This is a genomic window from Streptomyces sp. B15 (assembly GCF_018070605.1).
Classification (GTDB): Bacteria; Actinomycetota; Actinomycetes; order Streptomycetales; family Streptomycetaceae; genus Streptomyces; species Streptomyces smyrnaeus.
Genome location: NZ_JAGPXJ010000012.1, coordinates 95,033 through 114,520 on the forward strand (window position 1 = coordinate 95,033; position 19,488 = coordinate 114,520).

14 protein-coding genes and 1 pseudogene are annotated in these 19,488 nt (G+C 70.4%); 13 read left to right on the forward strand and 2 right to left on the reverse strand.

Annotated elements, in window-relative coordinates:
* Complete coding sequence (locus KBY19_RS08625) at positions 1-951, forward strand: tocopherol cyclase family protein (protein ID WP_210955578.1); 951 nt, start codon at positions 1-3, stop codon at positions 949-951.
* A 314-nt stretch (positions 952-1,265) separates the two neighbouring features.
* Here the strand turns inward: KBY19_RS08625 and KBY19_RS08630 are convergent, their stop codons facing one another.
* Entirely contained in the window at positions 1,266-2,039 is a 774-nt protein-coding gene (locus KBY19_RS08630; protein ID WP_221506101.1) for a YhjD/YihY/BrkB family envelope integrity protein, read from the reverse strand.
* 526 nt (positions 2,040-2,565) lie between these two features.
* Here KBY19_RS08630 and ctaD point away from each other — a divergent pair.
* The 3 genes from ctaD to KBY19_RS08645 all read left to right on the forward strand — a co-directional run bounded on the left by ctaD (position 2,566) and on the right by KBY19_RS08645 (position 5,891).
* Positions 2,566-4,218 carry a cytochrome c oxidase subunit I gene (gene ctaD / locus KBY19_RS08635; RefSeq protein WP_099887008.1) on the forward strand — a complete coding sequence of 551 codons (1,653 nt, stop codon included), beginning with the start codon at positions 2,566-2,568 and terminating at the stop codon, positions 4,216-4,218.
* On the forward strand, positions 4,208-4,609 hold the full coding sequence (locus tag KBY19_RS08640) for a hypothetical protein (RefSeq protein WP_210965526.1): 402 nt from the start codon (positions 4,208-4,210) through the stop codon (positions 4,607-4,609). The genes ctaD and KBY19_RS08640 overlap by 11 nt, the downstream gene beginning before the upstream one ends.
* Positions 4,610-4,799: 190 nt before the next feature.
* Complete coding sequence (locus tag KBY19_RS08645) at positions 4,800-5,891, forward strand: NAD-dependent epimerase/dehydratase family protein (RefSeq protein WP_210965528.1); 1,092 nt, start codon at positions 4,800-4,802, stop codon at positions 5,889-5,891.
* Between the two features lie 24 nt (positions 5,892-5,915).
* Here the strand turns inward: KBY19_RS08645 and argG are convergent, their stop codons facing one another.
* A complete protein-coding gene (gene argG, locus KBY19_RS08650) occupies positions 5,916-7,361 on the reverse strand; it encodes an argininosuccinate synthase (RefSeq protein ID WP_099885922.1) in 1,446 nt (481 codons plus the stop codon).
* 333 nt (positions 7,362-7,694) lie between these two features.
* Between argG and KBY19_RS08655 the strand changes: the two genes are divergently transcribed.
* From KBY19_RS08655 to KBY19_RS08695, 9 genes and pseudogenes are all read left to right on the forward strand, one after another.
* Positions 7,695-7,859 carry a hypothetical protein gene (locus tag KBY19_RS08655; protein ID WP_210955577.1) on the forward strand — a complete coding sequence of 55 codons (165 nt, stop codon included), beginning with the start codon at positions 7,695-7,697 and terminating at the stop codon, positions 7,857-7,859.
* A gap of 52 nt (positions 7,860-7,911) precedes the next feature.
* Positions 7,912-10,974 carry an AAA family ATPase gene (locus KBY19_RS37180; RefSeq protein WP_307843474.1) on the forward strand — a complete coding sequence of 1,021 codons (3,063 nt, stop codon included), beginning with the start codon at positions 7,912-7,914 and terminating at the stop codon, positions 10,972-10,974.
* A gap of 759 nt (positions 10,975-11,733) precedes the next feature.
* Entirely contained in the window at positions 11,734-13,224 is a 1,491-nt protein-coding gene (locus KBY19_RS08665; RefSeq protein ID WP_247690748.1) for a sensor histidine kinase KdpD, read from the forward strand.
* Positions 13,225-13,227: 3 nt separating this feature from the next.
* Positions 13,228-13,632, forward strand: coding sequence for a roadblock/LC7 domain-containing protein (locus tag KBY19_RS08670; RefSeq protein WP_180289847.1), 405 nt, complete (start codon positions 13,228-13,230; stop codon positions 13,630-13,632).
* The gene (locus tag KBY19_RS08675; protein ID WP_099885920.1) at positions 13,629-13,976 is read left to right on the forward strand and encodes a DUF742 domain-containing protein; all 348 of its coding nucleotides are present in this window, start codon (positions 13,629-13,631) and stop codon (positions 13,974-13,976) included. Before KBY19_RS08670 ends, KBY19_RS08675 begins: the two co-directional genes overlap by 4 nt.
* Positions 13,957-14,577, forward strand: coding sequence for an ATP/GTP-binding protein (locus KBY19_RS08680; protein ID WP_099885919.1), 621 nt, complete (start codon positions 13,957-13,959; stop codon positions 14,575-14,577). Before KBY19_RS08675 ends, KBY19_RS08680 begins: the two co-directional genes overlap by 20 nt.
* A gap of 149 nt (positions 14,578-14,726) precedes the next feature.
* Positions 14,727-16,103, forward strand: a complete 1,377-nt coding sequence (locus tag KBY19_RS08685; protein WP_247690765.1) for a cytochrome P450 — start codon at positions 14,727-14,729, stop codon at positions 16,101-16,103.
* 374 nt (positions 16,104-16,477) lie between these two features.
* A pseudogene (locus KBY19_RS08690) lies at positions 16,478-17,663 on the forward strand (selina-4(15),7(11)-diene synthase).
* A 36-nt stretch (positions 17,664-17,699) separates the two neighbouring features.
* Positions 17,700-19,049 carry a cytochrome P450 gene (locus tag KBY19_RS08695; protein ID WP_307842359.1) on the forward strand — a complete coding sequence of 450 codons (1,350 nt, stop codon included), beginning with the start codon at positions 17,700-17,702 and terminating at the stop codon, positions 19,047-19,049.
* The last annotated feature ends 439 nt before the right edge of the window (positions 19,050-19,488 follow it).

Consider the following 19,488-nt stretch of genomic DNA (forward strand, 5'->3'; position numbering starts at 1 on the left):
ATGCTCCGTCACTGGTGGCGGAGGACCGGCGCCGACCTGCCCTGGGGCGATCCACTGCCCTCGCACCGGTCGCCGATGGAGGGCTACTTGTGGCGGTTCACCGATACCGCTCGGAGCCGGGTGCTGCTGGCGGCCTGCGGCGTCAACCATCGGCCCGGCCGCCCCTGGGGGACCGTGGTGGTGGCCGCGAGTCCCCTCTCGCTCGTACGGTCGACGACGCTGGACGGCGCGCGGGCGGACAGCGACCTCTTCGCCGTACACGCCGCTTCCGCACTGACCTTCGCCCAGGACCGGCTGCGGGTCTCCCTCGCGGACGTGGACCTTGAGGTGAGCCTCCTTCCGCCCGCACGGCGTCGTACCTTCCTGCCCGCCGCGAGTGTCTTCTCGTTGGTACCGGGACTCAACCACTACTGGCACCCCTATCTCTTCGACGCCCGGGTCGAGGGCGCGGCGCGGCTCGGGGACGAGCACTGGGACCTGACGGGGTGCCAGGTGTACGCGGAGAAGTCGTGGGGGCGCGGCTTTCCTCCCGCCTGGTGGTGGGGCCAGGCCCACGGCTTCGATCGCCCCGACGTCCGGGTCGCCTTCGCCGGCGGACTGCTGGGGAGGGGCCGCGCCACGGTGCCCGTCGGGGGCCTGGTCCTGGGCCTGGGCGACCGGCGCATCGAGCTGTTTCCCCCCGCGGCGATCGTCCGCGGCGGCGCCCGGGCCGACCGCTGGTGCCTCACGGCCGCCGGCCCGCGCTACCGGGTACGCCTCACCGGCGAGGGCGCGGGAAGTCCACTGCTGCGACTGCCCATTCCCACGCTGACCCCGCACCACCTGGACTTCTCCGAGCAGCACTTGGCGGGTGAGATCCGGTTGGAGATCGACCGCGCCGGCCGGCCGCTGTATGCGGGCACCTCCCACCTCGCCGGGCTGGAGACCGGCCCGGCGCCCCGGTCCGCATGAGAGGGCCACCTCGCCGGGCCGGGATGTGTGTGGCTTCGTCGCGGCGTTGCGGCGGCGGCAGGATACTGCTGCGCCGTAGCCGGTGGGTGGACCGGGGGAAGCCCATGACCGCTGCGCGCACCAGCCCCCGGACGAGCCTGTGACTCCTCGCGGACGCCTACCTCGGCTGGGCCGCGGCCCAGCCGCCGGGATGGGCCACCGGGCACGGACACTGCTCACCAGCCAGATGAGCACCCTGGCGGCGACGTTCCGCCTCCCGGACGACTGGCCGGAGCGGGCGACGGGCTGAGAGCGGAGAAACCGTCCAGGACGGCTCATCGTGCGGCAGGCGTCGTCCATCGGTGCACATGGTGGCCGAACAGCGATCCGCCGTAGACGACGAAGCCCACGCCGATGAACCACGACTGGACGATCAGGAGAGTCCCCGCGGGACCGTAGGAACGGGTGCTGCTGACCAGCAGCGGCGAGAAGACGAAGTAGGAGAAACCTCGCAGGCCCGCCAGCCCCACCACGGTGGCCACCGCTCCCGGGAGCAGCGCGGACCAGGACATGCGGCCGGTGAGCAGGAAGTGCTGGGCCCACCAGAAGAAGAGCAACCCGAACACCAGCGTCAGTACCACGTAGGCCGCGGTCTGCGGCGCTCCTGACCGCAGCATCTCCTCGCTCTCCACCTCGGCGAAGAGGTACAGCGTGAGAACAGCGAGCCACACGACCTGGCGCCAGACCTTGTGCCGGGTGCGGCTGGGTGGGAGATCCCAGATTTTCTCGTACCCCGTCTGCACGCTTGCCGCGAAGGTCACACCGAAGAAGCCCAGCAGCACGGCGCTCAACACACTGGTCGTGTCGATCACCTGCTGCGGCGAGGAGAAGAGGTCGCGGACGCTCTCCGCCGCCGCGGAGTCCTCCAGCCCCATACCGTTGATGATCCACCGCTCGAAGCCGGCGCGGTCGAGCGGGTCGATCGCGGCGACGACGACGAGCAACGGCACCATGGCGACGAAGGCCAGTACGGCGAAGCTCATGGATCTGCGGAGCAACTCGAACTCGCTGCCGTGCCGCCAGACCCGCCCACCCGCGGACGTCTCCATCCGCTGTCTGAGACTCGGCCGGTGATCGCGCACCTGTTGACCTCCCATCCTGGCGGATCGGCAAGTCGGCACGCCGGTGGATCGGTAGGGGGAGCCGAGGGGCCGGGTCCGCGGTCGCTCCCCGAGTCTGCGGACCCAGACCTCTTCGGCCAGTATCACAAACACAGCAGCCGCAAGGCCGCAGCCCACACCGAAAGTGTGCACTCGAACGGCTCAGCAGCGGCTACTTGTGGTTCCGCACCGGCCTCCCGGCACGTCGAACCACTCATCCGCCATGAGAGGAATGATCCAGTTAAGTCCGTTTTCTTCGTGTCTACTGGCCTTTGTGCGCCGTTGAGTGTGGTGCCCGTTGCGCTTCCCCGACATCGACGTGGCGGATCGCAGGGCACCAGGTGACAGCTGTACGACAGCCGGACAGGAGAAAGGGCACAAGGTGGCGGTAACGACTGACCGACCCGTGGACGAGGAGTCGTCCGGGAACACGGGGCGGGCCGGACACAAACGCGGATCGATCGTCGTGGCCTGGATGACCACCACCGATCACAAGAAGATCGGCTCGCTGTACATGTGCACGGCCTTCGTCTTCTTTCTGCTGGGCGGCCTTCTCGCCCTCGGCATGCGGATCGAACTGGCACGTCCCGGTCTGCAGTTGCTGTCGAACGAGCAGTACAACCAGGCATTCACCATGCACGGCACGATCATGATGCTGATGTTCGCCACCCCGCTGTTCGCCGGTTTCGCCAACGCGATCATGCCGTTGCAGATCGGCTCCCCGGATGTGGCCTTCCCCCGGCTCAACATGCTTTCCTACTGGCTCTTCCTGTTCGGCTCGCTCATCGCCGTGGCGGGATTCCTCACCCCGCAGGGCGCGGCGGACTTCGGCTGGTTCGCGTACACGCCGCTGTCGACCGAGGTGCGCTCGCCCTATCTGGGGAGCGATCTGTGGGTGATGGGGCTGGCCCTGTCCGGATTCGGCACGATCCTGGGTGCCGTCAACTTCATGACCACCATCGTGTGCATGCGGGCCCCGGGTATGACGATGTTCCGCATGCCGATCTTCACCTGGAACGTGCTGCTGACCAGCGTGCTGGTCATCATGGCCTTCCCCGTGCTCGCCGCCTCCCTCTTCGCCCTGGAGGCCGACCGGAAGTTCGGCGCCCATATCTACGACGCCGCAAACGGAGGACCGCTGCTGTGGCAGCACCTGTTCTGGTTCTTCGGTCACCCGGAGGTCTACATCGTCGCTCTGCCGTTCTTCGGCGTGATCACCGAGATCATTCCGGTCTTCGCCCGTAAACCGATCTTCGGCTATGTCGGTCTCATCGGGGCCACCATCGCCATCGCCGGCCTGTCGGTCACCGTCTGGGCGCACCACATGTTTCCCACCGGGGCGGTCCTCCTGCCCTTCTTCTCCTTCATGTCCTTCCTGATCGCGGTGCCCACCGGGGTGAAGTTCTTCAACTGGATCGGCACCATGTGGAAGAGTTCACTCTCCTTCGAGACCCCGATGCTGTGGTCCCTGGGCTTTCTGGTCACCTTCTTGTTCGGCGGGCTGACCGGGGTGCTGCTGGCCTCCCCGCCGCTCGACTTTCATGTGACCGACAGCTACTTCGTCGTGGCCCACTTCCACTACGTCCTCTTCGGAACGGTGGTGTTCGCCATGTTCGGCGGGTTCCACTTCTGGTGGCCCAAATTCACCGGCCGTATGCTCGACGAACGCCTCGGAAAGATCCACTTCTGGACCCTTTTCACCGGCTTCCATACGACCTTCCTGGTTCAGCACTGGCTCGGCGCCGAAGGCATGCCGCGCAGATACGCCGACTATCTGTCCGCCGACGGCTTCACCGCTCTCAACACCGTCTCCAGCATCGGCGCCCTTCTCCTGGGGCTGTCCACCCTTCCGTTCCTCTACAACATCTGGAAGACCGCCAAATACGGCGAGAAGGTCACCGTCGACGACCCCTGGGGCTACGGTCGGTCCTTGGAGTGGGCCACCTCCTGCCCACCGCCCCGGCACAACTTCGTCACCATGCCCCGGGTCCGCTCCGAATCCCCGGCCTTCGATCTCCACCACCCCCATATCTCCGAGATCGACCAGGTGGAGAACATCGATCGCCGTGACGTCGTGGAGACGGGAAAGGGTGTGGCTCCGCCCCTGGGGAGGCGGGATGACCAGTGAGCACGGCGGCGGACCACCCTCGTCCGAGGCGCACCCGGCACCGCGTGCGGGCGAGCGGGACGAGGCCGCACGCGGGGTCGCGGAACTGGAAAGCTATCTGCTGCGGCAGACCGAAACACACAACGCTCAGCACGGCGCCGCCTGTTTCGCGGCGGAACTCCCCTGGTTGACGTCGGCACAACGCAAACAGGTCATCCGTCTCTATGTGCGCGATCGAAAGGCCCTGGCCCGGCAGACGCAGAAACTGATCGAGACAGCACTTGAGCAGCGCGCGGCGGAGGTCGCGACCGCCCACGAGGCGCTGCGGCGCCGTATGTGCCTGACCGTCAGCGTGCTGATCACCGCGCTGACCTTCGCACTCTGCCTGCTCAGCCTGACGCTCCTGACGTGACGCCTCCGCTCCAGCGGCGGAGGGCGATCCGGCGCTGAGGGAGCGGCTGCCGCCGGGACAGGAGGTGCCCCGGAAGTGAACGGTGCGCACCGGGGCGTTTGAGCCGGGCGTGCCCGGCAACCGAGGGTCGTGGAGAGGTGGGCGCCGTGCTGCGCTCCAGCAGGGCGGGCAGGGTCCGGAAGGAGCTGTCATGGCGGGACGCGAGGGCACGGACGGTCACCGCTCGGGGCTGCGGGTGGTCGTCGTCGGCGCCACCGGCAACGTGGGCACGAGCGTCGTCCGGGCGCTCAGCGAGGACGAGCGCGTCGGATCCGTCCTCGGGCTGGCCCGGCGGTCGTGCAGGCTGTCGGTGCCCAAGACGGAATGGTCCTGCGTGGACATCGGGGACCCCCGGACCGATCTGGCGCCCCATTTCCAGGGCGCGGACGCGGTGGTCCACCTGGCCTGGCTCTTCCAGCCCACGCACGATCCGGTCACCACCTGGCGGACCAACGTCGACGGCAGTGTGCGGGTCTTCGACGCCGTCGCGCGCAGCGGCGTCCCCGCCCTCGTCCACGCCTCCTCCGTGGGCGCGTACTCCCCCGGCCCGAAGGAGGAGTACGTGGACGAGTCGTGGCCCACCCACGGCTGGCCCCGGGCCGCCTACTGCCGGGAGAAGGCCTATCTGGAGCGGGTCCTCGACGCCTTCGAGGAGCGCAACCCCGACATCCGGGTGGTGCGGATGCGCCCCGGATTCCTCTTCAAACGGGAATCGGCCTCCGAGCAGCGGCGGCTCTTCGCCGGCCCGCTGGTGCCCCAGCGACTGACGCGGCCCGCGCTGCTCCCGGCCTTCCCCGACATCCCGGGCCTGCGGTTCCAGGCCCTGCACACCGACGACGCAGCCGACGCCTACCGCCGCGCCGTCCTGCGCCCTGTGCGGGGCGCCTTCAACCTGGCCGCCGCCCCGGTCATCGACTCCGCCCAGCTCGCCGGGCTCCTCGGGGCACGCACGATGCGGCTCCCCCTGCGACCGCTGCGCAGTGCCTTGGCCGCGGCCTGGCATCTGCGCCTCGTACCGGCCTCCCCCGACTTGTTCGACGCGGTGCTGCGGCTGCCACTGCTGGACACCACCCGGGCGCGCACCGAACTGGAGTGGAGCCCCGGCCGCAGTGCGACCGAGGCCGTCGACGAATTCGTGCGCGGGCTGTATCAGGTAGCCGGCGCGGACACCGCCCCCTTGGCCTCGCGCCTGCCCGGCGGCCGGGCCCGCGAACTGGCCACGGGCGTCGGCCGGCGCCCTTAGCACAGGCCCGGCCGACGGGGCTGGTCAGTCCGTGCCGGACTCCATCGCGGCTCGATCCAGCAGCTCGTCGTCGCCGAAGACCTCGCCGCGCGAGGCGATGGCCTCGGCACCGCCCTCGGGCAGGGTGCCGATCAGCCCGGTCGCGGCCGCCTGGGCGGCGCCGATGGCGGGGGTGGAGGTGCCGATCAGGCCGAGCCCGGCGTACTGCTCCAGCTTGGCGCGGGAGTCGGCGATGTCGAGGTTGCGCATGGTGAGCTGGCCGATCCGGTCCACCGGACCGAACGCCGAGTCCTCGGTACGCTCCATCGACAGCTTGTCCGGGTGGTAGCTGAACGCCGGGCCCGTGGTGTCGAGGATCGAGTAGTCCTCACCGCGCCGCAGTCGCAGCGTCACCTCGCCGGTGACGGCCGCGCCGACCCAGCGCTGCAGCGACTCGCGCACCATCAGCGCCTGCGGGTCCAGCCAGCGGCCCTCGTACATCAGCCGACCCAGGCGCCGGCCCTCGTTGTGGTACTGGGCGAGGGTGTCCTCGTTGTGGATGGCGTTGACCAGCCGCTCATACGCCGCGTGGAGCAGGGCCATGCCCGGCGCCTCGTAGATCCCGCGGCTCTTGGCCTCGATGATCCGGTTCTCGATCTGGTCCGACATTCCCATGCCGTGCCGCCCGCCGACGGCGTTCGCCTCCATCACCAGGTCGACAGCGGAGGCGAACTCCTTGCCGTTGATCGTCACCGGACGGCCCTGGTCGAAGCCGATCGTCACATCCTCGGTGGCGATCTCCACCTCGGGGTCCCAGAACCGCACGCCCATGATCGGCTCCACGGTCTCCACCCCGGTGTCCAGGTGCTCCAGGGTCTTGGCCTCGTGGGTGGCGCCCCAGATGTTGGCGTCGGTGGAGTACGCCTTCTCCGTGCTGTCGCGGTAGGGCAGGTCGTGGGCGAGCAGCCACTCCGACATCTCCTTGCGGCCGCCCAGTTCGGTCACGAAGTTCGCGTCCAGCCAGGGCTTGTAGATCCGCAGGTTCGGGTTGGCGAGCAGTCCGTAGCGGTAGAACCGCTCGATGTCGTTGCCCTTGAAGGTGGAGCCGTCGCCCCAGATCTGCACGTCGTCCTCGAGCATCGCCCGGACCAGCAGGGTGCCGGTGACGGCGCGGCCGAGGGGTGTGGTGTTGAAGTAGGCGCGCCCGCCGGAGCGGATGTGGAACGCCCCGCAGGTGAGTGCGGCCAGGCCCTCCTCGACCAGCGCCGCACGGCAGTCGACCAGGCGCGAGATCTCGGCGCCGTAGGTCTTCGCACGGCCGGGCACCGAGGCGATGTCGGGCTCGTCGTACTGGCCGATGTCGGCGGTGTAGGTGCACGGAACGGCGCCCTTGTCGCGCATCCACGCGACCGCGACGGAGGTGTCGAGGCCGCCCGAGAAGGCGATGCCGACGCGCTCGCCGGCGGGAAGGGAGGTGAGGACCTTAGACATAGGAAGATTATGCATAATCACGCATGCTCATGCAAAGGGTGGCCCCCCTTCGGGGAGACGGAAGCACACGGTGAACGCCCCTTCACGCTCACCGGCGCCGCCCCGGCACCCTGAGTAACTGAAGGAGCACGGTGGGACGACCCGTCTTGCAGTCCGGTCCGGCGCCTGGCCGTGTGACCGGTCCGATCGGCCCGGTCGGCAATTAAGGCCTCCGCACCCCAGGCCTAAGGCACCCCCGTGCCACAAGATGCGCAGACTTCCCCATGTGGCGCCCCCACCTCGGACACGACGCTGGAAGCACAGCAGAAGACCAGCTCGTCCAAGGAGACCGGCATGATGCACCACGAGTTCCAGGCCGCCCGCCAGGCCGACCTCCTCACCCGGGCGGCGCAGCGCCGCCTGGTCCGCGAGGCCCAGCAGGCCAACAAGGCGGCCCGTACCGGCGCCGACAGCACCTACGGTACCGGCAGCCGCAAGCTCTTCTTCCGTGCCGCGTGACGGGGCGAGGGCGTCGCATGGCCGGGCCCTACGACATGGGATGCTCGGCACCGTGCACAGCAGTCACACAAGCCCCGTTTTCGTAGGCCGCAGCGCCGAACTGACCGCCCTCGGTGAGGCCCTGTCCCGGGCGGAGGCCGGGGAGCCCCGAGCCCTGTTCGTGGGCGGTGAGGCCGGCGTCGGCAAGACCCGGCTGATTCAGGAGTTCCTCGGCCGGGCCGCCGCGGGCGGGGCCGTGGTCGCTCTCGGCGGCTGCGTCGAAACCGGCGCCGACGCCCTGCCGTACCACCCCGTCTCGGCCGCCCTGCGCTCCCTGCGCCGCCAGCTCGGCGCGGAGCTCCTCGCCGCCGTCGCCGGCCAGGAGGGCGAGCTCGCCCGACTGCTGCCCGAACTCGGCGAGATGGACCAGGGCCGCTCCGAATCCGACGGCCGCGCCCGGCTCTTCGAGCTCACCGTCCGCCTGCTCGAACGCCTCGCGGCGGACCGGACCCTCGTCCTGGCCCTGGAGGACCTGCACTGGGCCGACCGTTCCACCCGCGAGCTGCTCAGCTATCTGCTGCGCGCCCTCACCGACAGCCGCCTGCTCATCGTCGCCACCTACCGCGCCGACGACCTGCACCGCCGCCACCCCCTCCGCCCCGCCCTCGCCGAGTACGAGCGGCTGCGCACCGTCACCCGCCTCGAACTGCCCCGCTTCGACCGGGACGAGGTCCGCCACCAGCTCGCCGCCATCCACGGCGGGACCCCGCCCGAACAGATACTGGACCGGGTCTTCGACCGCTCCGAGGGCAATGCGTTCTTCGTCGAGGAGCTGGCCCGCAGCATCCTCGCAGGCTCCCCGGGCGCCATCCGCGACTCCCTCCGCGATCTTCTGCTGGTCCGGGTCGAGGCACTGCCGGACCAGGTGCAGCGCGTGGTGCGGATCGCCGCCGAGGGCGGCTCCGAGGTGGAGTTCCGGCTGCTGGCCGCCGTCACGGGTCTCGCCGAGGACGAGCTGATCGAGGCGCTGCGCACCGCTGTCGGCGCCGCCGTCCTGCAGCCCTCCGACGAGGGCGAGTCCTTCCGTTTCCGGCACGCCCTGATGCGCGAGGCAGTGGTCGGCGATCTGTTGCCCGGCGAGCGCTCCCGGCTCAGCCGCCGCTACGCCGAGGCGCTGGAGGCCGATCCCACGCTCGTACGGTCCGAGGAACGGGCCGGGCGGCTGGCCGGCTACTGGTTCGACGCCCGCGACCCCGCCAAGGCGCTGCCCGCCCTGATCGCCGCGGCGGCCGCCGCGCGCGGCCGGCACGCCTTCGCCGAGCAGCACCATCTGCTGGAACGGGCGCTGGAGCTGTGGGACGACACCTCCGAGGCGCTGCGCCGCCGGGCGATGCGGCAGGGCGTCGACGACGGCCTGTGTCCGGCCATCTACCCGGACATGCCGGGAGACTTCGTGGACCTGCTCGCCGCACTCACCGTCGCCGCGCGCCTCACCGGAGAGCGGGAGCGGGCGCTCGCCCTCTGCAACCGGGCGCTGCGCGCATTGGAGGGCGCCCCCTCCCCCACCTCCCGAGCTCTCGGCTCCGGTCGAGCAGGGGGTACCCCACCGGGCGACGGAGACCCCATCAGGGCGGCCTGGTTCTGGACCGAGCGCTACCAGTTGATGCGCGACCTGTCCCGATCCGACGGCTGGGACGAGATCGCCCACGCCCAGGAGTTGGTGAAGGGCCTGCCGCCGTCCGTCGTACACGCCGATGTGCTCACGCACGCGGCGCACTGGTACGCCGTGCACCAGCCAGGGCCGACGGCGATCGAGACCGCGAAGCAGGCGGTGGAGCTGTGCCGGTTGACGGGAGCCGAGACCACCGGCCTTGCCGCGCAGCACACCCTGGCCTGGCTGATCATCGACTCCGGCGATGTCGAGGCCGGCCTCGCGCAGGCCCGCGAGGTGTGCGCCCGGGAACTGGAGCCGGGCAACGCCAACGTCCTGCTGCGCGGCTACGGCAACCTGTCCACGGCACTGCACGGCATCGGCCGCTACGCCGAGGCGGTCGAGGTCGCCGAGGAAGGCAGCGGACTGGCCGACCGGCACGGGCTGCCGGACACCGCTTCGTTCATCGACTGCAACCTCGCCGAGTCCCTCACCCAGCTCGGCCGCTGGGCCGACGCCGACGAGGTGCTCCGGCGGGCCCTCGGCCGCCGCGGGGTGAGCGTCCGCGTCCGGGGGCAGATCGCCGGGCAGCGGGCCGAACTGGCCGTGGCCCAGGGCGCGTACGACGAGGCCCGACGACGGTTGGAGGAGTCCGACAGCTGGACCACCGGCCCCTACCCGGAGCCGCAGCACACCCTGGCCACGGCCCGGATCGCCATCGTGCTCGCGGCCGCCGACGGCCGGATCCTCGACGTCCGCTCCCTGCTCGATGCGGCGGTCGGCGAGGCCATCGCCCCCAGCCACCAGCGCTACGGCTGGCCACTGCTGTACGAGGCAGCAGCGGCGGAGGCGCGGGCCCGCGGGCGCGCGGTGGCCGAGCCGGGGCGCGCGGCGGCGGTGGACCGGATCCGCAAGGCGATGCGGGGCCAGCCCGAGTTCGCCCCGGTATGGGCCGCGCAGGCCCGGATGACCGAGGCCGAACTGCTCACCGCCGAGGGCCGGGACGCCACCGCTTGCTGGACGGAGGCCGTCGCCGCCGTCGAGCGGCTGGAGGCCCCGCCGCTGCTGGCCACCGCCCGGCTGCGACTGGCGGAGGTCCTGATCGCCCACGGCGGCGCCGGGTCCCGCCAAGCGGCCGGAGAGCTGCTGCGGCAGGCTGAGGAGGCGGCGGGAGAGATGGGGGCGGCGCTGCTCCGGAAGGAGATCACCACACTGGCCGGCCGGGCACGGATCCCGCTGCCGCAGGCCGACGGGGAGACGGCCCCGCCCCCGACGCCGGCGACGGCTCTGGGGCTGACCGCCCGGGAGCGGGAGGTGCTGCGGCTGGTCGCCGCCGGGCGGAGCAACCGGCAGCTCGCGGAGGAGCTGTTCATCTCGCCGAAGACGGCGAGCGTGCACGTCTCCAACATCCTGGCCAAGCTGGGCGCCTCAGGCCGAGGGCATGCCGCGGCCATCGCGCACCAGCTGGGCGTTTTCGACGAATGACGCTCCGCCTGATCCGCTCAACGGGAAGATCGCGTCGACGAAGAGGGCCGAGTGACACCCGCAGGGGCGTGCTACGGGACATGACGGTCTTCTGCGGGTTCCTCACCGGCGCCCGTCGCTGGGCGACCGCGGCGGCAACCGGCTCAGGCGGTCCGGAGACGGACGAACATGTAGGACATGAGGAGGATCGTACCCGATCCTCGATCACTACCGGGACCGATGCGCGTCCCGGCGGACAAGACGACGCCTCGAACGACACGACGCCCTTGCATCCGGCACACAGCCTCAACTGGCGCGGGTACACGCGCTGTTCCGTGTTCCTCGGACGCCGCGACGGATGAGGCGCACGCGTGCCGCCGTCGTCCCCGAGTTACGGACGCGCTGACCCTCGCCGTAGCGGCGGGTCCTGCCGGGGGGAGCGCCGTGTGGTCGGCCGCCCGTGCTCCGCGCCGCTGTGGGCCGGCGTTCTCCCGGTGGCGCGGTCCGCGACGGGGGCTCGACCGGCCGAACGGGGCCTCGCTTGTTCGGCGTTGATCGTTTCTGGTTATGCTGCACCAGCCTCGGCATGACGGAGTCTCACCGAGTTCCCCGGCCACGTCTTGTCCTGTTGCGGTTCTCCGAACGTCGGGGGAGCCGTGCGGAGGGCCGGAGGTGGACTCGATGCTCCCCCCCATCGCCTCTTTGCTCAGTCTGTCGAACGATTTGAGGACGCTGATGATGCGCACGGGATCGTCGCCCGGAGGTCAACGGTCCGCCCCGATGTGGATCTGGTGGCTGCCGACACTCGCCATGGCCGTCGCCACGACCGTCGCGGCGATCCAGGTCCCCGATCAGGCACGCGCGGCGGTCATCGGCTGCGGAGTCGTGGGCACCGCCGCGGTGGCTCTCACCGCGGGAGAACTCCTCCGTCGGAGCCGGGCGCTGGCGATGTTGCGGGCCCAGTACGCGGAGCACCAGGAGACACTTCAGCGCCATCTGCGCCAGCAGGAGGCCGCGACCGTGCAGTTGGCCAAGGAGCGGCTGCCGGAGGCGGTGGAGCGGCTGCGCAGAGGCGAGTTCGCGGAGAACGTTGTCAGTTCCCTGGCGTCCACCGGACCGGCCTCCGGTCTCGGGGCCGAGTTCGAGGCGGCCCACCATGAGCTGCTGCGCTCCGTCGTCGAGGCGGTGCGGGCCGAGGAGTCCCTCCGCGACTCCGCACAACGCGGTGTCGTCAACATCGCCCGCCGCGTCCAGGCCATCGTGCACCGCCAGGCCACCGACCTGCGGGAGATGGAGGAGCGGCACGGCGGAAGCGGGGAGTTCTTCGCGGACCTGCTGCGCCTGGACCACTCCAACGCCCTGATCAGCCGACTCGCCGACACCATCGCGGTGCTCGGCGGTGCCCGGCCCGGTCGGCAGTGGAGCCAGGCCGTCCCGATCTACAGCGTGCTGCGCGGCGCCATGTCGCGCATCGCCGACTACCAGCGGGTCTCCCTGCACTCGGTCGCCGAGGTCGCCGTCGTCGGCCGCGCCGTGGAGCCGTTGATCCACGCGCTCGCGGAACTGCTGGACAACGCCACCTCCTACTCACCGCCGCAGACCCGGGTCCATCTGACGGCGAGCGAGGTGCACGCGGGTATCGCCGTGGAGATCGAGGACGGTGGCTTCGGGCTGAGCGAGGAGGCGCGGGCCCGGGCCGAGCACATGCTGGAGACCGCCCGTGAGGGCATCGACCTGGACGACCTCGGCGAGGCTCCGCGCCTCGGTCTGACGGTGGTGGGGCGCCTGGCCCAGGAGTACGACTTCCAGGTCTCGCTGGCGCCTTCCGCCTACGGGGGCGTACGCGCGGTCCTCGTCGTCCCGCACGAACTGATCACGACAGCGCCCGCGAGCGGGCGTGCCCACGGCATCGGTGCCGCATCCGGGCAGCGTCCTTCGGGTCGATCCGCCCCCTCGGCGCCGGCGGCCACGAAGCGCGTGCCGTCGGCCTCCGGCCGCGGGGAGCAGGAGCCGATGGACGAGGAGACGCCGGAGGTCGTCGAGCGCACGGCCAGCGGATTGCCGCAGCGCCGCAGCCGCCGCGGTCGGGCCGGCGCCCGCCCGGTGAGCGGCGCTTCCGCCCCGGAGCAGGCCGAGCGGGACGCCGCGGAGCCGGAGAATCCCGCGCCCGGGATGTGGATGGGCGCCTTCCAGGAAGGCCTGTCCGGCAAGCGATCGGCAACGGCTGCCGCCCAGGGACACAGCGACAAGTCGTCGAATGAAGGTGAGTAAGCGATGGTTCGGCAGCCCGACATGGACTGGATGCTCAAGGACTTGGCGGAGAGCGTCCCGCAGACTCGCCATGTCGTCCTTCTGTCGTCGGACGGTTTGTGCATGGCCCAGTGCCCCGCGGAAATAGACACCTCCGACCGGTTGGCGGCGATCGGAGCGGGTCTCCAGTCCCTGGCCAGGGCGGCTGCCGAGGAGTTTCCGCACAGCAGTGGCCGGATGCGGATGGTCGTCATCGAGGTGGACGGCGGCTTTCTGCACCTGATGGCGGCGGGCGAGGGGGCCCACCTGGTCGTGCTGGTCGACGAAGGGGTCGACATGGGCCTGGTGGGGCAGCACATGCGGGACCTCGTCACCCGTATCGGCGCCCACCTCACGAGCCCGCCACGCGGCGACCGGTTGGCGCGATGACGCCGGATGACGAGTGGGACGAGGGCACCCCGGAGCGGCTGTACATCCTTACGGGCGGGCGCAGCGGGCTGGAAGAGGCCGGGCTCGATCTGGTGACCTTGATCGTCGCCCGCAGCGCACCTCGGATCGGCATGCAGCCGGAGCACGAGTCCATCCTGCGGGTGTGCGAGTCCCCGCTGTCCGTCGTGGAGATCTCGGCGCATCTGAAACTGCCGGTGAGCATCGTCACCGTGCTGCTCGCTGATCTCTTGGCCGAAGAACGCGTGGAAGCCAGGGCACCCGCCCCGTCCCTTCCCGACATCGACATCATCAAGGCGGTGATCCATGGTCTCCAGAACCTTTGAGACGGTGGCGGGACCTCGGAGCGAAGACACGCTGCCGTCGTCGGCCACCTCCGCGGTCAAGATCGTCATCGTGGGCGGTTTCGGCGTCGGCAAGACGACCCTGGTCCGCTCGGTGAGCGAGATACGCCCGCTGACGACCGAGGAGACGATGACGCAGGCCAGTGTCAGCGTCGACGACCTCGAAGGCATCGAGCGCAAGAGCATGACGACCGTGGCCATGGACTTCGGCCGCATCAGCATCGACGACGAACTGGTCCTCTACGTCTTCGGCACCCCCGGGCAGCAGCGCTTCTGGTTCCTGTGGAACGGCCTGTTCGAGGGCGCGTTGGGCGCGGTGGTGCTCGTCGACACCCGCCGGTTGGAGGCGAGCTTCGACGTACTCGGCCGGCTGGAGGAGTCGCAGACGCCTTTCGTGGTGGCGGTCAACGCGTTCGACGAGGCGCCGTCCTACTCCGACGAGGAGCTTCGCGAGGCGTTGGACCTGACCGACGACGTGCCGCTCCTGGTGTGTGACGCCCGTAGCCGGGAGTCCAGCAAGGACGTTCTGCTGGCGCTGATGCGGTACCTGTATTCCCTCGCCATGACTTCGGAGGCGACGTGACCCCGCAACCCCCCGATCCGCTGTACCAGCCCGGAGAGCCGGACGCGCCGTCCCCGCATCCGGAGCCCGGCGACGGGATCCCCGCCGCCGCTGCCCTCTCCCCGCCGCCGGGGTGCCCCGCGCACGCGGGGGGTACCGGGGGCGACGGTCTGCGTCGTCTCTTCGGCCCCGAGGCCGACGCGGACCCGATGGCGCTGTACGAGAAACTGCGGGCGGAACACGGGCCGGTGGCCCCGGTGCTGCTGCCGGGTGATGTTCGGGTCTGGCTGGTGCTCGGCCACCGGGAGAACCTGGAGGTGGCACGCACCCCCTCGCTGTTCTCCCGGGACTCGCGCTACTGGCACGCCATGCGGGAGGGCCGGATCGGGCCGGACCATCCGCTGGCTCCGCTGACCACGTGGCAACCGCTGTGCGTGTTCGCGGACGGTATGGAGCACAAGCGGCTGCGTCAGGCCCTCACCGACAGCCTGTCCCGGTTCGAGTCGCGCGGCATCCGGCGCTACGTCATCCGCTTCACGCACCAGCTCATCGACGGGTTCCAGGACGCCGGACAGGCCGATCTGGTCAAGCAGTTCGCCGACCAGCTTCCCCTGCGCGTCATCACCCAGCTGTTCGGCATGGAGGAGGAGTACGGACCCAAGCTGGTCGAGGCCGCCAAGGACATGATCCAGGGCACCGAGACCGCCGTCGAGAGCAACAACTTCATCACCGAGACCTTGCAGCGGCTGGTGGAGCGCAAGCGGGCCGCCCCGGCCCACGACGTGGCGTCCAAACTGCTCGAACATCCGGCCCGGTTGACCGACGACGAGGTGCGGGAACATCTGCGGGTGACACTGGTCTCGGCCAACGAGCCCACGGTCAATCTGATCTCCAACACGCTGCGGATGCTGCTCACCGACCGCAGGTTCCGCGCGACGCTGGCCGGTGGGCACACGACCCTGCCCGACGCGCTGGAACAGGTGCTGTGGGACGAGCCGCCGATGACGACGAACATCGGCCGCTGGGCCACCGGGGACACCCAGCTCGCCGGCCGGCAGATCAAGGCCGGCGACATGCTGGTCCTCGGGCTCGCCGCGGGCAACGTCGACCCGGCCGTACGGCCCAATCTGTCGGTTCCCCTGCACGGCAACCGCTCCCATCTGGCCTTCAGCGCAGGTCCGCACGAGTGCCCGGGCCGGGATCTGGGCCGGGCCATCGCGGACACCGGGATCGACACACTGCTCTCCAGGCTGCCGGACATCCGTCTCGCCGTCCCGGAGGAGGAGCTGCGCTGGGACACGGCGCTGATGTCCCGTCGACTGGTGGCGCTGCCCACGTCGTTCTCCCCGCCCCGCCGCGTGGGGCGGCAGGCCACCGGCGCGCAGGCCTCGTCGGCCAGGCAGCCGCTGCCGCTGCCGGAGGCCGAGCCGCACCCCCAGGCACCGCCCGGGGCGACCGGAGCGGTTCCCGCTTCCGTTCCGTCGCCGCAGCCGGCCCACGGCTCCAGGTGGGCGGCCGTGAAGCGTCGGATGCGGGCCCGTCGGTAAGGGGTTGCCGGAGAGGTCGGCTGCCCGGCTCTCCCGCTCCCCGGTCCGTCCCGTTCGATACGGTTATGGAGGGGTAACCCCGGTTGTGTTCGGGATTGCCACACCTTCCGTGCGGAATATGCCGCACGGGTGCCACAGGGAACGCTGTGACGCGAATAGCCTTCTGATGCTGTGGACACATATGAGCAGTGGAGGGTCACACAGCGTTCAACCACTCCCTGCCGTCCACCGGCCCGCCCCACCGGGCGGGCCGTGGCATGAGTGCTGGTCGTGAACGCAGCGTCGCGACCGGACAACGGCGCGCCGTCGACAGGCCTTCTTGAGTGTTCGGGCACCAAAGCGGCACAGCCGCAGGACAACTGAGGTGATCGATAGTGGAGCACGGGGTGCTGGTCCCGCCCGTCTATTCTCCGATTTCCCCCGCGATACATTCCCGGCACGAGCTGATCAACCAACAAACCACGGCCTGGGCACATAACTTCGGCATCGGCTCGCGTGAACTCCGCGAGAAACTGATCGGTCAGGAGATCGGCACCTTCGCCGCCCGTATCCTCCCTGAGGGCAACGAGGAGGTCGTCTCGCTCCTCGGCGACTTCATCCTGTGGCTCTTCGGCGTCGACGACGGCCACTGCGAGGAGGGCGAACTCGGCACCGATCCCAAGGAGCTGATCCCCGAACTCTCCCGGCTGCTTCCGGGTTCTGCGCATAGCCCAGAACCCGGAAGCAGCCATGCTCACCGAGGACTCCTTGGCTGCAGGGCTACGGGACCTGCGGCGCCGGATGGACCAGCATGCGACACCGGGGCAAGTGGCCCGCTGGGTGGACGCCCTGCGGGAGTACTTCCTTTCGGTGGCCTGGGAGGCGTCGCACCGCAGCAAGGGCACCGTCCCCGACCTGAACGACTACACCCTGATGCGCCTGTACGACGGGGCCACGTCCGTCGTCATGCCGTTGCTGGAGATGGGCTACGGCTATGAACTCCAGCCGCAGGAGCGGGACAGCACCGCCGTACGTGCTGCCGCCGAGATGGCCTACTTCATCATCACGTGGGACAACGACCTCTTCTCGCATCACAAGGAGTCCCGGGGGCAGCAGTACTACCTCAACGTGCTGCGCGTCCTGGAACACCACCATGGGCTCTCGCCTGCCGAGGCCCTCGACACGGCCGTCGCCCAGCGCGACCGGGTGATGTGCCTCTTCCTGCGGGCCCGCGACCACCTCGCCGCCTACGGCAGCCCTCAGCTGCGCCGATACCTGGAAAGCCTCACCTCCTTCATCCGCGCCGCACAGGACTGGGGCATCTCCTCGCGCCGGTACACCACGCCCGACGACCCGGCAGAGCTGCCCACCACGTTCCGGGACACCCCCACCGACGACAGCGCCGAGCCGCTGGACATTCCGGCCATCGCCTGGTGGTGGGACGTGGTCCCCGACGAACCGGCCCCCGTCCTCCCGCAGCGTGCACGGCCCCGAGACGGCGACACGGCGATCGGGGTCGCTCACCGCCCCGTCACCGAGCGTTTGGCGGCAGCCGGGCACCGCCGCCGTTCCTGCGCCTGACACCGCAGTCATCAGGGTTATGAAGAGGAGCATCCAGTGAGTACAGCGCTGCGCGCGATTCCCCGGGCCCCCGGACGACTGCCGCTGATCGGCCATGTCGTCCCCCTCCTGCGTCGACCGCTCGACTTCATGCAGTCCCTGCGCTCGTCCGGGGACCTGGTCCGGGTGGACGTCGGCACTCTCCCCATCTACTTCGTCAACAGCGCCGACCTCACCCACGAACTGCTCGTCAACAAGGCGCGTCATGTGGAGAAGGGCAGGTTCTTCGTCCGGGCACGGGTCCTGGTCGGGGACTCCCTGCCGACCGCGCCCTCCCACATCCACCGGCCGCACCGCCGGCTGATGCAGCCGGCCTTCCATCGGGAGCGGATCGCCGAGTACGCACGCGTGATGGCCGATCGGGCCAGGGCCATGGCCGATGCCTGGGTCCCGGGCCGGACCATCGCCGTCGACGAGGAGCTGGCCGAGTTCTCGGTCGGCACGCTCGCCGAGACCATGTTCTCCACCGACATCAGCCGTCCCGCCGCGGTGGCCGTACGCAGGGACGTGCCGATCCTGCTGAAGACGGCGCTGCTGCGCGCCGTGACACCACGGCTGCTGGACCGGCTGCCGATTCCGGCCAACCGGAAGTTCGACCAGGCGGCCCACCGGTTGCGGAAGGTCATCGACGACGTCGTCGCCGCCTCCCGCGAACAGGACGGCCCCGAGGTCAACGACCTGCTGTCCACCCTGCTGGCCGCCCGCGACAGCGACACGGGCGAGGCGCTCAGCGACCGCGAGGTGCGCGACGAACTGGTCGCCATCATGTTCGCCGGCACCGAGACCACGGCCTCGACCCTGTGCTGGACCTTCCACGAACTGGCGGCCCACCCCGAGGTGGAGGAGCGCCTCCTCGCCGAGATCCGCTCGGTCGTCGGGGACCGGCCTGTCACCTTCGAGGACCTGCCCAAGTTGGAGTACACGGACCGTGTCCTGCGCGAGGTCTCCCGCATGCACTCGGTCCCGCTGCTGATGCGCCGGGTGGCCACCCCGGTCGAACTCGGCGGCACCGAGCTGCCGGTCGGCACCGAGATCGCGTTCAGCCTCTACGCGCTGCACCGGGATCCCCGGCTCTACGAGGCCCCGGAGCGCTTCGATCCGGACCGCTGGCTGCCGGAGCGCAGTCAGGACCGGCCGCGTGAGAGCTACATCCCGTTCGGCTCGGGCAACCGCAAGTGCATCGGGGACGGCTTCGCCTGGACGGAGATCGTCATCACGCTGGCCACCGTGCTGGCCCGGTGGCGGCTGGAGCCGCTTCCGGGCCACTCCGTGCGGGAGGTGGCGTCGGCCGTGGCGCACCCGGACCGGCTGCCGATGCGGCCGGTGCCGCGGACGGCAGCGACTTGATCGGGTGACGGTGGGCCACCCGGCGGAGGTTGCGCGGAGCTCCGCCGGGTGGCGACGCCGTCTGTTCCGCGCACGCGGTGGGCCCGGGGCCGGTGCCGCGCAGGCGCTCGGTGCTCGGCGCTCGGCGCTCGGCGCTCGGCGCTCGGCGCTCCGGATTAATTTTCCGCAGTGTTGACGAAAATCAATGTCCCTTCGCATGCTCGAACTGCGGCGCGAACACCTCCGTCGCCGGTACCCGATGCCGGCGAGCCGGCGCCCCGGACGACGAAGAAGGACGTGACTGATGACCGGCTCCGAGAAAGGGACACACCTCCACAGACGGTCCATGCTGGTCGGCGCCGGCTCCTAGGGAGCGGCGGCGGCGCTGCCCACGACCGCAGCACACGCGCCGGCGCGGGGCGCCGCACCGACCGGGCGGTACCCGTGGAACCGGCCCGAG